Origin of the sequence: Streptomyces sp. NPDC008163 (assembly GCF_042956885.1) — a bacterium.
GTDB classification, from domain to species: Bacteria; Actinomycetota; Actinomycetes; order Streptomycetales; family Streptomycetaceae; genus Streptomyces; species Streptomyces drozdowiczii_A.
The window spans coordinates 463435-477886 of sequence record NZ_JBIBHG010000005.1; the positions used below are offsets into that span (position 1 = coordinate 463435).

At 74.2% G+C, this 14452-nt stretch carries 13 protein-coding genes and 2 rRNA genes; 2 read left to right on the forward strand and 13 right to left on the reverse strand.

The window, feature by feature from the left end; all coding sequences use genetic code 11:
• Positions 1 to 37: 37 nt before the first annotated feature.
• The 6 genes from ACFZAT_RS14735 to ACFZAT_RS14760 form a co-directional block, all read right to left on the reverse strand.
• The gene (locus ACFZAT_RS14735; RefSeq protein ID WP_391264247.1) at positions 38 to 940 is read right to left on the reverse strand and encodes a rhodanese-like domain-containing protein; all 903 of its coding nucleotides are present in this window, start codon (positions 938 to 940) and stop codon (positions 38 to 40) included.
• Positions 941 to 1009: 69 nt separating this feature from the next.
• Positions 1010 to 2083: a glycosyltransferase gene (locus ACFZAT_RS14740; RefSeq protein ID WP_391264249.1), complete on the reverse strand. Its 1074-nt coding sequence runs from the start codon at positions 2081 to 2083 to the stop codon at positions 1010 to 1012.
• Between the two features lie 206 nt (positions 2084 to 2289).
• Positions 2290 to 4035: a DNA repair protein RecN gene (recN, locus tag ACFZAT_RS14745; RefSeq protein ID WP_391264252.1), complete on the reverse strand. Its 1746-nt coding sequence runs from the start codon at positions 4033 to 4035 to the stop codon at positions 2290 to 2292.
• 41 nt (positions 4036 to 4076) lie between these two features.
• Positions 4077 to 4982 carry an NAD kinase gene (locus ACFZAT_RS14750; protein WP_391264254.1) on the reverse strand — a complete coding sequence of 302 codons (906 nt, stop codon included), beginning with the start codon at positions 4980 to 4982 and terminating at the stop codon, positions 4077 to 4079.
• The gene (locus ACFZAT_RS14755) at positions 4979 to 5794 is read right to left on the reverse strand and encodes a TlyA family rRNA (cytidine-2'-O)-methyltransferase (protein WP_391264256.1); all 816 of its coding nucleotides are present in this window, start codon (positions 5792 to 5794) and stop codon (positions 4979 to 4981) included. Before ACFZAT_RS14755 ends, ACFZAT_RS14750 begins: the two co-directional genes overlap by 4 nt.
• A 7-nt stretch (positions 5795 to 5801) precedes the next feature.
• On the reverse strand, positions 5802 to 6071 hold the full coding sequence (locus ACFZAT_RS14760; RefSeq protein WP_391264258.1) for a hypothetical protein: 270 nt from the start codon (positions 6069 to 6071) through the stop codon (positions 5802 to 5804).
• Between the two features lie 42 nt (positions 6072 to 6113).
• On the opposite strand from ACFZAT_RS14760, the gene ACFZAT_RS14765 reads away from it, so the two are divergent.
• Entirely contained in the window at positions 6114 to 6461 is a 348-nt protein-coding gene (locus ACFZAT_RS14765; protein ID WP_026171585.1) for an SCP2 sterol-binding domain-containing protein, read from the forward strand.
• Positions 6462 to 6487: 26 nt separating this feature from the next.
• Here ACFZAT_RS14765 and ACFZAT_RS14770 read toward each other — a convergent pair whose 3' ends face one another.
• The 4 genes from ACFZAT_RS14770 to ACFZAT_RS14785 all read right to left on the reverse strand — a co-directional run bounded on the left by ACFZAT_RS14770 (position 6488) and on the right by ACFZAT_RS14785 (position 10584).
• On the reverse strand, positions 6488 to 7309 hold the full coding sequence (locus ACFZAT_RS14770) for an ATP-binding cassette domain-containing protein (RefSeq protein WP_391264261.1): 822 nt from the start codon (positions 7307 to 7309) through the stop codon (positions 6488 to 6490).
• A gap of 65 nt (positions 7310 to 7374) precedes the next feature.
• Complete coding sequence (locus ACFZAT_RS14775; RefSeq protein ID WP_391264263.1) at positions 7375 to 8448, reverse strand: iron chelate uptake ABC transporter family permease subunit; 1074 nt, start codon at positions 8446 to 8448, stop codon at positions 7375 to 7377.
• Positions 8445 to 9404 (reverse strand): iron chelate uptake ABC transporter family permease subunit, encoded by a 960-nt coding sequence (locus tag ACFZAT_RS14780; protein WP_391264297.1) that lies wholly within the window; start codon positions 9402 to 9404, stop codon positions 8445 to 8447. Before ACFZAT_RS14780 ends, ACFZAT_RS14775 begins: the two co-directional genes overlap by 4 nt.
• Positions 9405 to 9555: 151 nt before the next feature.
• Positions 9556 to 10584 (reverse strand): HAD-IIA family hydrolase, encoded by a 1029-nt coding sequence (locus ACFZAT_RS14785; protein ID WP_391264265.1) that lies wholly within the window; start codon positions 10582 to 10584, stop codon positions 9556 to 9558.
• A 71-nt stretch (positions 10585 to 10655) separates the two neighbouring features.
• Here ACFZAT_RS14785 and ACFZAT_RS14790 point away from each other — a divergent pair, with 71 nt between their 5' ends.
• Positions 10656 to 11933, forward strand: a complete 1278-nt coding sequence (locus ACFZAT_RS14790; RefSeq protein WP_391264267.1) for a DUF1015 family protein — start codon at positions 10656 to 10658, stop codon at positions 11931 to 11933.
• Positions 11934 to 11983: 50 nt separating this feature from the next.
• Here ACFZAT_RS14790 and ACFZAT_RS14795 read toward each other — a convergent pair whose 3' ends face one another.
• The 3 genes from ACFZAT_RS14795 to ACFZAT_RS14805 all read right to left on the reverse strand — a co-directional run.
• On the reverse strand, positions 11984 to 12676 hold the full coding sequence (locus tag ACFZAT_RS14795) for a tetratricopeptide repeat protein (protein WP_391264298.1): 693 nt from the start codon (positions 12674 to 12676) through the stop codon (positions 11984 to 11986).
• A gap of 1450 nt (positions 12677 to 14126) precedes the next feature.
• Positions 14127 to 14243: ribosomal RNA gene (gene rrf, locus ACFZAT_RS14800) — 5S ribosomal RNA — on the reverse strand.
• 136 nt (positions 14244 to 14379) lie between these two features.
• Positions 14380 to 14452 (reverse strand): 23S ribosomal RNA (locus tag ACFZAT_RS14805); the annotation flags it as partial.

Consider the following 14452-nt stretch of genomic DNA (forward strand, 5'->3'; position numbering starts at 1 on the left):
CGCACCCCGGCAGCCGGGCGGAGCCGTGTCGGCGTCGCTACGGGCCCGTCACGACCGGCCGGTCCGCAGGCTCCGCCGGGGCCGCCGCGTCCGCCGGCGGCAGCCCCCACTCGCTCCACGATCCGTCGTACACGGTCAGGTCCCGGTATCCGGCCAGCTCGGCCCCCAGCGCGAGGACACAGGCGGTCACGCCCGACCCGCAGCTGAAGTACAGCCGCCCGCGGTCACCGGCCGCACCGGCGAACGCGGCGCGCAGCTCGTCGGGCGCCCGCATGCGCCCCTCGTCCTGGAGCCGGCCGAACGGCAGGCTGACGGCCCCCGGCATGTGGCCGCCGCGCAGCCCGGCCCGGGGCTCGGGCTCCGTGCCCTCGAACCGCCCCCGGGTCCTGGCGTCGAGCACCGCCGCCCCCGGGTCGGCCAGCGCCTGCGCCACCTCGCCGGCACCGACGAGGAGTCCGGGCCGGGGCCGGGCCGTGAAGCCCCCGCGCCCGGCGGCCGGTGCGGGCGCGCCCCCGGTGACCGGCAGCCCGGCGGCGGTCCAGGCGGGCAGGCCCCCGTCGAGGACGGCGGCCCGGTCGAAGCCCATGGCACGGAGCATCCACCAGGCGCGGGCGCTGGAGTAGATCCCGGCGGCGTCGTACACGACCACGGTGTCCGTGTCGTTCAGGCCGAGCGCCCGCATCTCTTCGGTGAAGCGGGCGGCGTCCGGCATGGTGTGGGGCACCGGCGCCGCGTGGTCGGAGAGCGCGCCGTCGATGTCGAAGACCCCGGCCCCCGCGATCCGCGTTCCGCTCCCCCGGTGCGCGCCGACCGACGCGTCGAGCACCAGCAGCCCGGGGGCACCGAGGCGCGCGGCGAGCCAGTCCGGGGAGACGAGGGGGCCGGGCAACTCGCCCACGACGGCGCCCTCGTCCCCGTACGCCTGCCTGCCCTCGCCCATGCGTCCTCCCCAGCTGCCCGGTCCGATTTTTCAAGATCGCAGCCGGTCGGGAGGCTGTCAACGGCCGCCTCAGCGGGCCAGCTCGTCGTAGACCGCGAGCACCTGGGCCACCGTGTCGTCCTCGGTCGGCCAACTCGCCGCCTGCCGCAGGCCCTCGGCGGCCAGCCGGTCCCGTTCGGCCGGGTCGCCGAGCAGCCGGGCCACCTCGGCGGCCAAGGCCTCGGCGTCCGCGTACGGCACCAGGACGGCGGCGTCCCCCACGAGTTCGGGCGTGCCGCCGACCGCCGTGGCGACCAGGGGCACGCCGGACCGCAGCGCCTGCTGGGCGGAGGTGGAGCGGGACTCCCAGCGGCTGGGCAGGACGGCGACATCGGCGGCGGCCAGCAGAGCGGCGGCGTCGGACCGGTCGCCGAGCAGTTCGACGGGCAGGCCCTCGGCCGTGATCCGCCGCCGCAGGGCCGCCCGCTCCCGCCCCTCGCCGACGACGGCCACCAGCGGCACGGGGTCGAGCCGGCACCACGCGGCCGCCGCGTCGAGCAGGATGTCGTAGCCGTGATGCGGTACGAGCGTGCCGAGCGCGACGATCAACGGCCGCTCGACCGCGCCCAGTTCCGCGCGGACCTTGCCGGCGGGCGGCCCGGCGGGCCGGGGCGGCCGGGGAGCGGCGACGGGCGCGAGCCGGGCGTCGCGGGCGCCCCGGGCGCGCGCCCGGTCGACCAGGTCGGACGAGGTGGCGAGCACCACGGCCGCCGCGCGTACCGCCCTTCGCTCCAGGAGGTGCAGCAGCCGGCGGCGGGCCCCTTCGGCGTGGGCCCGGGTGTGCCAGGTGACGACCAGGGGGACGGGCCGGCGGCCGATCGCCAGGGCCGCCCGCACGGCCGCGTGCAGTCCATGGGCGTGGACGACGTCCGCGTCGGCACAGGCGGCGCGCAGGGCGGCGACGGCCGCGGGGTCGCTGCGCCGGGGCACGGGCGCGAAGTGGGCGCCGGTGGCGGCGAAGTCGTGGATGCGGTCCAGCGCGGCCGGCGCGCAGACGGTGACCCGCACGCCCCGGGCGACCAGCCCGGCGGCCAGCGAGCCGGCGTGCGTGCTGCTGCCGGCGCTGCCGCCGCCGAGTACCTGGACCGTGCGCAGCTGTGACACGTCGATTGGCTCCCGGGGCTCCCGAGTCGGGGGTACGAACACCGCCAAGGATGCCAGTCCGTACGCGCGTTCCGGCACGACGGAACCGTTACTCCGGGGCTCACCACGACAAATCGGACGGCCGACACCACCCGCACGAGTGAAAGCGTGTACGGCGCCGCGACACCCGTACGGCCGGGGCGGACGGACCGCCCCGGCCGTCACCGCTATCCGTCGGCGCGGGCCGTGGCGAGCAGTTCCTCCGCGTGGGCGCGGGCCGTCTCGGAGTCCTCCTGGCCCGCGAGCATCCGGGACAGCTCCCGCACCCGGTCCTCGCCCTCCAGGACGGTGACCCCGCTGCTGGTCACCGAGCCGTCCACGGTCTTCTCGACCAGCAGCTGCCGGTCCGCGAACGCGGCCACCTGCGGCAGGTGCGTGACGACCACGACCTGGGCGGACTTCGCCAGCTTCGCGAGCCGCCGCCCGACCTCCACGGCCGCCTTGCCGCCGACGCCCGCGTCGACCTCGTCGAAGAGGTACGTGGGCACGGGGTCGGAGCCCGCGAAGACCACCTCGACCGCGAGCATCACCCGGGACAGCTCACCGCCCGAGGCGCCCTTGGCGATCGGCCGGGGCTGGGCACCGGGGTGCGGGGCGAGCAGCAGCTCGACCTCGTCGGCACCGGACGGGCCGTAGGCCACATCGCGGCCGCCGATCTCGATGCCGGACGCCTCGTCCGCCGCCTCGGTCTGCCGGATGTCGAAGGACACCCGGGCGTGCGGCATGGCGAGGGACGCCAGCTCCTCGGTCACCGCCTCCGCGAAGGACGCGGCGGCGGCCGTCCGGGCGTCGGTCAACGCCTGCCCGAGGCCGGAGAGTTCGGCGCGCAGCGCGTCCCGCTCGACCGTCAGCTCCCCGATCCGGTCGTCGTCGCCCTCCAGCTCGGTGAGCCGGTCCGCGCCCTCCTGCGCCCAGGCGAGTACGGCGGTGATGTCCTCGCCGTACTTGCGGGTGAGCGCGGTGAGCGCGGCGCGCCGCTCCTCGACGGCGGCGAGCCGCAACGGGTCGGCGTCCAGCTGGTCCGCGTAACCGGACAGTTCGCCGGAGACGTCCGCGAGCAGGATGGAGATCTCGCCGACCCGGTCCGCGAGCGAGGCGAGCGCCGGGTCGTGCGAGCGGACCCCGTCGAGGGCCTGCCGGGCGGCGGCCACCACGGTCGTGGCGTCCAGGGCCTCCGGATCCTCCGGGTTGCCGGCCAGCGCGGTGTGTGCGAGGGCGGCGGCGGAGGCGAGCGCGTCGGCGTGGCCGAGCCGCTGGGCCTCGGCGGCCAGCTCGGTGTCCTCGCCGGGCAGGGGTTCGACGGCGGCGATCTCGTTGAGCCCGAAGCGCAGGAGGTCGGCCTCCTGGGCGCGTTCGCGGGCACGCGTCGTCAGCTCGTCCAGCTCCGCCGCGACGTCCCGCAGCCGCCGGTAGGCCGCCGCGTACTTGGCGAGCGGCCCGGCGACGCCGTCGCCCGCGTACCGGTCGAGGGCCTGGCGCTGGCGGGCGGGCTTGAGCAGGCCCTGCTGGTCGGTCTGGCCGTGCACGGCGACGAGTTCGTCGGCCAGCTCGGACAGCACGCCCACGGGCACGGATCTGCCGCCGAGGTGCGCCCGGGAGCGCCCTTCGGCGGAGACGGTGCGGCTGATGAGCAGCGCCCCGTCCTCGATCTCGGCCCCGGCCTCCTCGGCGCGCAGCGCCACCGTGTCGCCGTCGGCCACCGTGATCCGGCCCTCGACGACCGCGGCCTTGGCGCCGATCCGCACCAGGGCGGGGTCGGCGCGCCCGCCGAGCAGCAGCCCCAGGCTGGTGACGACCATGGTCTTGCCGGCGCCGGTCTCACCCGTCACCGCGGTGAAGCCGGGTGACAGCTCCACCACCGCGTCGTCGATGACCCCGAGCGACCGTATCCGCATCTCCTCCAACACGGACATGACCATACGAGGTTTCCCGGCCCGCGTGCACACGGGCGGGGTCAGTGGGGCGCGCCCCGCCACCCCGAGACGGGCAGCGCGAACTTGGCGACGAGGCGGTCCGTGAACGATGCCTGGTGCAGCCGGGCGAGCCGGACGGGCACGGCACCGCGCCGCACCTCGACGCGCGCCCCGGAGGGCAGCTCGACGGTCCTGCGCCCGTCGCACCACAGCACCCCGTGCGGGGTGTGAGGCTGGACCTCGACGGCGAGCACCGAGGTCGGCGAGGTCACCAGCGGCTTGGCGAAGAGCGCGTGGGCGCTGATCGGGACCATCAGCAGCGCCTCGACCTCCGGCCAGACGACGGGCCCGCCGGCCGAGAAGGCGTACGCGGTCGAGCCGGTGGGCGTCGCGCAGACGATGCCGTCGCAGCCGAAGCCGGTCACCGGGCGGCCGTCGATCTCCAGGACGACTTCGAGCATCCGCTCGGCCGACATCTTCTGCACGGCCGCCTCGTTGAGCGCCCAGTCGGTGTGGACGACCTCCCCGTTGCTGTGCACCAGGACGTCGATCGTCATGCGCTCCTCGACCGTGTACGCCCGGGTGACGACCCGGTCGACCACCTTGTCGAGGTCGTCGCGCTCGGCCTCGGCGAGGAAGCCGACCCGGCCGAGGTTGACGCCGAGCATGGGCACGCCGGAGGCGCGGGAGAGTTCGGCGCCGCGCAGCAGCGTTCCGTCGCCGCCGAGGACGATCAGCAGCTCGCAGCCGTTGAGCACCTCGGGCGTGGCATCGGTGACGGTCTCCACGGCCGCGGGCAGGGGCAGGTCGGCCGCCTCGGTGGCGAGGACCCGTACCCCCAGGCCGTTGCGGAGCAGCCCCTGCACGACGAGCTCGGCACTGCGGATCGCGGCCGGGCGGCCGGTGTGAGCGAGAAGAAAGACTGTACGTGCCGCATTCGTCGTCAACGAGGCCCCTCCGCCACTGCACGGTCGACGTCCGCGGGATCGAGTTCCGGTGCCCCGGCCCGCAGCCACAGAAAGTACTCGACGTTCCCGGAGGGCCCCGGCAGCGGGCTCGCGGTCACGCCCCGCACCCCCAGGCCCAGCGCCCACGCCCGGCGGGCCACTTCACGTACCGCCTCGGCGCGCAGCCCGGGGTCGCGCACCACACCGCCGCTGCCGAGCCGTTCCTTGCCCACCTCGAACTGCGGCTTGACCATCAGGACCAGGTCGGCGTCGGGCGCCGTGCAGCGGACCAGGGCCGGCAGCACGAGCCCGAGCGGGATGAACGACAGGTCGCCGACCACCAGGTCGGCCGGCTCGCCGTCGATGGCCTCCAGGGTCAGTTCCCTGACGTTGGTGCGGTCCTTGACGACGACGCGCCCGTCGGACTGGAGCGACCAGGCGAGCTGCCCGTAGCCGACGTCCACGGCCACGACCTGCGCGGCCCCGGCGCGCAGCAGCACATCGGTGAACCCGCCGGTCGAGGCCCCCGCGTCCAGGGCCCGGCGGCCCTCGACCCGGAGCCCGAGCGGGACGAACGCGGCGAGGGCGCCGGCCAGCTTGTGGCCGCCGCGCGAGACGTACTCGGGGTCGCTGTCGTCCTTGGTGACGACGACGGCGGCGCTGGTCTCGACCTGGGTGGCCGGTTTGGTCGCGGTGTTGCCGCCGACGGTCACCCGGCCCGCCGCGATGAGCTGGCTGGCGTGCTCGCGCGACCGGGCCAGCTTGCGGCGTACCAGCTCGGCGTCGAGACGGCGACGGGCGACTCCTGCCACGTTCGGTTCAGCTCCTGTGGTTGTACGGGGGCACCGGCACGGGTGGTCCCGGTGCGGCGGGGGCGGGCCCGGCGTCCAGCGCGCTCAGCGCCTCGCGCAGGCCCCGGTGTACATCCTCGTACACCTCGGTGTGTCCGTCCGCCGCGAGGTGGTCGGCGTCGGCCAGCCGCTCCAGCAGGCCGTCCACCTCGGTGCTGCCGGTGGGCGTCCGTACGACTCCGAGGGGCGCGGGCCCCGCGGGCTCGGCCGGCTCGGGCTCGGGCATCGCGTCGCTCATGCGGAAACGCTACCGCGAAGCGCTGGGGTACCGTCGATCACGATGGCGACCATGGCGGAGTGCCGCAGCGCACTCGACAGACTTTCCGACAACCTCGCGGGGGCCGACGGCGACGTGCGCCGCGCCGCCGACCTGGACCGCTCGCTGAGCTGCCACATCCGCGACCTGGACATCACGTTCACCGGCCGCCTGTCCGGCGGCCGCATCCGGGTCCTGGACACGCTGGAGGGCCCACCCCGCGAAAAGGCCGAGATCCGCCTCGCGATGACCGGCGACGACCTGGTCGCCATGGTCGACGGCGACCTGAACTTCGCCAAGGCCTGGGCCTCGGGCCGAGTCCGCCTGGAGGCGGGCTTCAGAGACCTGCTGAAACTGAAGTCACTGCTGTAGCGATCTCAAGCCCTGCACGCACACCCTCAAGCCCGTCCGGCGCTTGAGGACGTCTTTTCTGCCCCGCGCGCCCGCGCAGCGGGGACGACGAGCGGTGTCCCGGTCTCCGGATCGGAGATCACCTGGCACCGCAGCCCGAACACCCGCTCCACCAGCTCCGCGGTGACGATCTCCCCCGGCGCCCCCTCGGCGACGATCTCCCCGCCCCGCATCGCGATCAGATGCGTGGCGTAGCGCGCCGCGTGGTTCAGGTCGTGCAGGACGGCCACCAGCGTCCGCCCCTGCGTCTCGTGCAGCTCTGCGCACAGATCCAGCACATCGATCTGGTGCTGGATGTCGAGGTACGTCGTCGGCTCGTCCAGCAGCAGCAGCGGCGTCTGCTGGGCGAGGGCCATCGCGATCCAGACCCGCTGGCGCTGACCGCCGGACAATTCATCGACATAGCGATCGGCCAGCTCGCCGACGCCCGTCGCCTCCATCGACTCCTGGACGACCCGCTCGTCCTCCGGCGACCACTGCCTCAGCAGCCCCTGGTGCGGGTACCGTCCCCGGGCCACGAGGTCAGCGACCGTGATGCCCTCGGGCGCGATCGAGGACTGCGGCAGCAGGCCCAGCGTCCTGGCGACCTTCTTCGCGGGCAGCCCGTGGATCGACTGCCCGTCGAGCAGCACCTGGCCCCGGCTCGGCTTCAGCATCCGGGAGAGCGCCCGCAGCAGCGTCGACTTGCCGCAGGCGTTGGGGCCGACGATCACGGTGAACGAGTGGTCGGGTATCTCGACCGAAAGGTTCTCCGCGATGACCCGCTGGTCGTATCCGAGGGTCACCGAATCCGCGGTGAGGCGCTGCATGGTCGTACTCCGGGGGTCGGACGGTCGCGGGCGGGGCGGTTGGGGAGGGGCGGAGGCACGGGATCTCATATGCGCCCCGCCTTGCGCTCGGTCACCAGCAGCCACACCAGATAGCAGCCGCCGAGCACCCCGGTGACGACGCCCACCGGCAGCTGGCGGTCGCCGAACGCGTCGAGCGCGACCCAGTCGGCGACGAGCAGGAGTGCCGCGCCCATGAGGGTCGAGGCCACCAGGTTCGGGCCGGTGGACCGGGTCAGCCGGCGCGCCAGCTGCGGGGCGCTCAGCGAGACGAAGGCGATCGGCCCGGCGGCGGCCGTGGCGACGGCGACGAGCAGCACGGCGGCGCCCATGAGGAGGAGGCGGGTGCGTTCCACCCGTACCCCGAGCGCGTACGCCGCGTCGTCGCCCATCTCCATGACGCGCAGGGCCGGCCCGTGCCCGTACACCAGCGGGAGCAGCACGGCGCAGACGACCAGCAGCGGCCAGACCTGCGCCCAGTCGCGGCCGTCGAGCGAGCCGGTCATCCAGACGACGGCACGTGTCGCGTCGACCAGGTTCGCCTTGGTGATCAGGTACTGGGTGGCGGCGGTCAGCATGGCCGCCGCCCCGATCCCCACCAGGACCAGCCGGAAGCCGTGCACCCCGCGCTTCCACGCCAGCAGGTACACGGCGAGACCGGTGAGCAGGCCGCCGGCCACCGCACCGGCCGCGACCTCCTTCGCGTCGCCCTGGAAGAGGACGATCACGGTGAGGGCGCCGACCGTGGCACCCTGCCCGAAGCCGAGCACGTCGGGGCTGCCGAGCGGGTTGCGGGAGATGGTCTGGAAGACGGCGCCCCCGGCCCCGAGCGCCCCGCCGACGAGGAGCCCGACGAGGACGCGCGGCAGCCGCAGGTCCTTGACGATGAACTCCTGCTGGAAGGTGCCGTGGCCGAAGAGCGTGGTCAGGACCTCGTCGGGCGTCATCGAGAAGTCGCCGCTGCCGATGAGGACGATCGCGGCGCCCGCCGCCACGACGGCCAGGAGCAGGACGACCAGGGCCGCCCGCGCGTTCATCCGGAACGAGTACCCGCCGGCGGTCCGCACGGCCCGCACCGGACGGACGGCCCGTGCCGTCCCCTTCGTGGTCGTGGCCTTCACAGCTGGGACATCCTCTTGCGTCGTACGAGGTAGATGAAGACGGGCCCGCCGATCAGCGCGGTGACGATGCCGACCTGGAGCTCCGAGGGGCGGGCGACGACCCGGCCGACCACGTCCGCGCCGAGCAGGAGCACAGGGGAGAGCACCGCCGCGTACGGCAGGATCCACCGCAGGTCGGGACCGGTGAGGGTGCGCACCAGGTGCGGGATCATCAGCCCGATGAAGACGATCGGCCCGCACGCGGCGGTCGCCGCCCCGCACAGCAGGGTGACGGCGAGCATCGCGAGCACCCGGGTCCTGGTCAGGTTCGCGCCCAGCGATCTGGCGGTGTCGTCGCCCATCTCCAGGGCGTTGAGCGGGCGCGCGATGAACACGGTCAGCGCGACGCCCGCCGCGATGAACGGCCACACCTTGCCGACGGTCTCCGTGTTCGCGGAGGCCAGCGAACCGACCGTCCAGAACCGCAGCCGGTCCAGCGCCGCCGAGTCCAGCAGCTGTACGGCGTTGACGTACCCGTACAGCGCGGCGGTGACGGCCGTGCCGGCGAGCGCGAGCCGCACCGGCGTGGAGGACCGGCTTCCGCCGAGGAAGTACACGGCCACCGACACGATCGCGGCGCCCGCGAAGGCGAACCACACATAGCCGGTCAGCGAGGTCACGCCGAAGAAGCTGATCGCGGAGACGACGGCGGCGGAGGCCCCCGCGTTGACTCCGAGGATGCCCGGCTCGGCGAGCGGATTGCGGGTCAGCGCCTGCATCACCGCCCCGGCGAGCCCCAGCGCGGCACCCACCAGCAGCCCCAGCACGGTGCGCGGGACGCGGACCTTGCGTACGAGGACGTCGTCGCCGCTGCCCGCGTAGTGGAACAGGCCGTGCCACACGTCGGAGAGCGGCAGCGCCTTGGCACCGATCCCGACGGACGCGAGGCACACCAGCGCGAGGACGGCCACGGCCACCAGGAGCCCCGCCGCTCTCGCCGCATGACGTCTGCGGGGAGCGGCGGCCTTGTCCGGCGCGGCTATCGGGCCGGAACTGGAATCCGGGGGGCTCTCAACCAACACCCGGTTAGGTTAGCCTACCCAGCCCCCCCGGGCCCCGAGCCCGTCCTCACAGCCCCAGCCGGGCCACCGCCTTCTCCGCGTCCAGGTCACAGGCCCCGTCCCCGGCGTGCGACCAGGCCGCGGCGCACAGTGCCCGTAGCCCGTCGAGCGCGTCGCCGTCGCCCTCCAGCACGAGGGCACCGCCCCCGGCGGAGGCCGTCCAGCCGCCGCAGCGGAATCCCCCGCCGTCCTCGGTGACCTCGGGCTGTCCGGTGAGCAGCCCGCGCAGGTCCGCGTCGATGTACGTCGGCCGGTGCTCGGGGACGGCGGTCACCAACTGGGCCGCATCGGTCACCCCGGTCAGGACGAGGAGCGAGTCGACGCCGCCGTTGAACGCCCCCTCGATGTCGGTGTCGAGCCGGTCGCCGACCACCAGCGGCCTTTCCGCCCCGGTGCGCAGCACGGTCTCGCGGTGCATCGGCGGGAGCGGCTTCCCGGCCACCTGCGGCTCGGCGCCGGTGGCGATACGGACGACCTCGACGGCCGCCCCGTTGCCGGGCGCGATCCCCCGGGCGCCCGGGATCGTCAGGTCGGTGTTGGACGCGAACCACGGCAGCCCGCGGTTGACCGCGTACGACGCCTCCGCGAACCGGCCCCACGGCAGGTCGGGGCCGCCGTATCCCTGGACCACGGCGACCGGGTCGTCGTCGGCGGACTCCACGGGTTCGAGGCCGCGTTCCCGGAGGGCGACGCGCAGTCCCTCGCCGCCGACGACCAGGACCCGGGCCCCGGCGGGCAGCTGGTCGGCCATCAGCCGGGCCACCGCCTGCGCCGAGGTGATCACGTCGGTCGCCTCGGCCGGGACGCCCAGCTCGGTCAGGTGCTCGGCGACGGCGGCCGGGGTGCGCAGCGCGTTGTTGGTGACGTACGCCAGGTGCATCCCGCCGTCCCGGGCCGTGCCGAGCGCCTCGACGGCGTGGTCGATCGCCTGCCCGCCCGCGTACACCACCCCGTCGAGGTCGAGCAGCGCCGTGTCGTACGCCTCATTCAGCGCGGTGCTGCTGCCGCTCGGCCTGGTCCTGCTCGTCCCGCTCATGTTCCGCGCTCCTCTTCGACTGCTTCTCCCCCGATCATCGCGCATCCGTGCAGCCCACATACGATGCGTGGATGAACACACGAGGCACGGACCAGGGACTGCGTCTGCTTCCGTTCCGTGGCCTGCGGTACGTCCCCGAGCGGGTCGGCAGCCTCGCCGCGGTGACCTCTCCCCCGTACGACGTGGTCGTGCGGCCCGACGGGCTGCATCACCTGGAGTCGGCGGACCCGCACAACATCGTCCGGCTGATCCTGCCGCAGGCCGGCACGGTCGCCGCCCGCAACGCCCGGGCCGCCGCCACCCTGGACGACTGGCTCGCGGAGGGCGTCCTCGCCCCGGACCCCGAGCCCGCCCTGTACGTGTACGAGCAGCGTGACGACGAGATCCTGCAACGGGGCGTCATCGGCGCCCTCGCCCTCTCGGGCCCGGCGGACGGTGTGGTGCTGCCGCACGAGGACGTGATGGCGCATGTGGTCGAGGACCGGGCCGACCTGATGCGCGCCACCGCCGCCCATCTGGAACCGCTGCTGCTGACGTACCGGGGTGACGAGGGCACGGCGACGGGAGCGACCGCGGTGGTCGAGCGGACCGTCGAACGGGAGCCGCTGCTCTGCACGACGACGGAGGACGGCTTCCGCCACCGGCTGTGGGCGGTCACCGATCCCGCCGAACGCGCGGAGATCCAGGCGGACCTGGCCCGGCACCAGGCGCTCATCGCGGACGGCCACCACCGCTGGGCCACCTATCTCAGGCTCCAGCAGGAGCACACGGACCCGGGCCCCTGGGACTACGGCCTGGTCCTCCTGGTGGACACCGCCCGCTACCCGCTCCGGGTCCGCGCCATCCACCGCCTGCTGCACGGGCTGCCCGTCGCGGACGCGCTGGCCGCGCTGACCGGCCTGTTCCGGATACGGGAGGTGGCGGGGCCGCTTCCGGACGCGATGGGAGCGCTGGCCGACGCGGCCGCCGGGGGCAACGCCTTCCTGCTCGCGGGCGACGGGGGCTTCCATCTGGTCGACCGCCCGGACGAGGCGCTGCTGGCCCGCACGGTCCCGGCGGACCGCCCGGCCGCCTGGCGCACCCTCGACGCGACGGTCCTGCACTCGGCGCTGCTCGACCAGGTGTGGCGCATCCCGGACGACCCGGCCCACATCGCGTACATCCACGACACCGCCGCCGCGGTGGAGCAGGCCGAGCGGAACGGCTCCACGGCGGTGCTGATGCATCCGGTACGCGAGGAGCTCGTCCGGGACCTGGCCCGCCAGGGCGTCACCATGCCCCGCAAGTCGACGTCCTTCGGCCCGAAGCCGGCGACGGGTCTGGTCCTGCGCAGCCTGAACCTGGGCTGAACGCGAAAGAGGGCGGCACCCGTGACCGGGTGCCGCCCTCTTCTCATGCGTTACGCCGGGGACGTGCCGTCCTCGTCGGCCTCGTCCCGGTCCGCGTCGGCGGCGACGGGCTCGTCCTCGTCGTCGTCCAGCGCGTCCACGAACTCGACGCCGTCCAGCTCGGCGAGGCGGTCGGACGCGTCGGTGGCGCCGTCCTTGTCGGCCTCCAGCGCCTTGCCGAACCACTCGCGCGCCTCGTCCTCGCGGCCCGCTTCGAGCAGCGCGTCCGCGTACGCGTAGCGCAGGCGCGGGGTCCACGGGTGCACGGCGTTCGAGGCCAGCTCGGGGCTCTGCAGGGTGACGATGGCGGCGTCGATCTGCCCCATGTCCCGCCGGGCGCCGGCGGCCACGAGACGCATCTCGACCTGGCCGGCCTTGTCCAGCTTCTGCACCTCGGGCTCACCGGCCATGGCCATGGCCTTCTCGGGCCGGCCGAGACCGCGCTCGCAGTCGGCCATGACGGGCCACAGCTCCACGGAACCGGTCATCCGCCGGGCCGCCCGGAACTCCGCCAGGGCCTCCGCGTACTTCTGGGTCGCGTAGGCGGCGAAACCGGCGGCCTCGCGGACAGCGGCGACGCGCGAGGCGAGCCGGAGGGCGATGCGCGAGTACGCGTACGCCTCCTCGGGGTCCTCGTCGATGAGCCGGGCCACCATGACGAGGTTCCGCGCGACGTCCTCGGCCAGCGTCTTGGGGAGGCTCAGCAGTTCCTGGCGGACGTCCTGGTCGATCTCGTGACCGGTGACGTCGTCCGGGATGGGAAGCCGCTTGATGGGCTCGCGGTCGCGGTCGTCGCGGCGCTCGTAGCCGCCCGGACGGCCGCCGCGGTCGTCGCGGCCTCGGTAGCCACCCCGGTCGTCGCGGCGGTCGTCCCGCTGGCCGCGGTAGCCGCCGCCCCGGTTGTCGTCGCGTCGGGGACCACGGTCGCGGTCACGGTCGTCACGACGGAACCCGCCGCCGGCCGGACGGCTGTCGTCCCGGCGGGGGCCGCGGGGGCGGTCGTCACGCCGGTCGTCGCGGCGGTCGTCACGCCGGTCGTAGCCGTAGCCGCCCGGACGGCCACCGCGGTCGTCGTCACGGCGGGGGCCGCGGTCGCGGTCCCGGTCGTCGCGGCGGTAGCCGCCACGGTCGTCGTCACGGCGCGGGGCCCGGTCGTCGCGACGGAAGCCGCCACCACGGTTGTCGTAGCCGCCACCCCGGTCGTCCCGGCGGAAGCCCCCGCCGGAGTTGCCGCCACGGTCGTCGCGGCGGAAGCCCCCGCCGGAGTTGCCGCCATGGTCGTCGCGGCGGAAGCCGCCACCGCGGTTGTCGTCGTCCCGGCGGGGTCCGCGGGGGCGGTCGTCCCGACGGTCGTCACGGCGGTCGAAGCCGCCCGGCCGGCCACCACGGTCGTCGTCACGGCGCGGGGCACGGTCATCGCGACGGAACCCGCCACCACGGTTGTCATAGCTTCCGCCACGGTCGTCGCGGCGGAAGCCCCCGCCGGAGTTGCCACCCCGGTCGTCCCGACGGAAGCCACCACCGGTGGAACCGCTCCGGTCATCACGGCGGAAGCCACCACCGGAGTTGCCGCCACGGTCGTCGCGGCGGAAGCCCCCGCCGCGGTTGTCGTCATCGCGGCGGGGTCCGCGGGGGCGGTCGTCCCGACGGTCGTCACGGCGGTCGAAGCCGCCCGGCCGGCCACCACGGTCGTCGTCACGGCGCGGGGCACGGTCATCGCGACGGAACCCGCCACCACGGTTGTCATAGCCACCACCCCGGTCGTCCCGACGGAAGCCACCACCGGTGGAACCGCCCCGGTCATCACGGCGGAAACCGCCGCCGGAGGGACGGTCGTCCCGGCGCGGACCACGGTCGCGGTCGCCGCCCCGGTCGTCGCGTCGGAAGCCGCCCCCGGAGGAGCGGTCGTCGCGGCGCGGACCGCGCGAACGGTCGTCACGACCGCCGCCGAAGCCGCCCCGGTCACCGCCGTCCCGGCGACGCGGCTCGCGCTCCGAACGATCGTCGGGAGAGTTGGTGGACATGGGTGGAGCTCCTGTCATCGGGGTACTACAGACATTCTTGCGCAGCCGGACACCCGACGCGCTTCGGGCAAAACAAAAAGGACCCTTGGTCCCAGCGCTGAACGCTGGGACCAAGGGTCCTTCAAAAATTGTTCGGCGACGTCCTACTCTCCCACAGGGTTCCCCCTGCAGTACCATCGGCGCTGAAAGGCTTAGCTTCCGGGTTCGGAATGTAACCGGGCGTTTCCCTAACGCAATGACCACCGAAACACTATCGGCCACTCCCCCAAAAAGGCGGAGTATCGGCACTTAGCGAACAAGCACACTTTTCAATTTATGAGTGACGCTGTTCAACCAGCACGACTGTTCGTGGCCTGGGAACAACACAGTGGACGCGAGCAACTGAGGACAAGCCCTCGGCCTATTAGTACCAGTCAGCTCCACCCGTTACCGGGCTTCCACATCTGGCCTATCAAC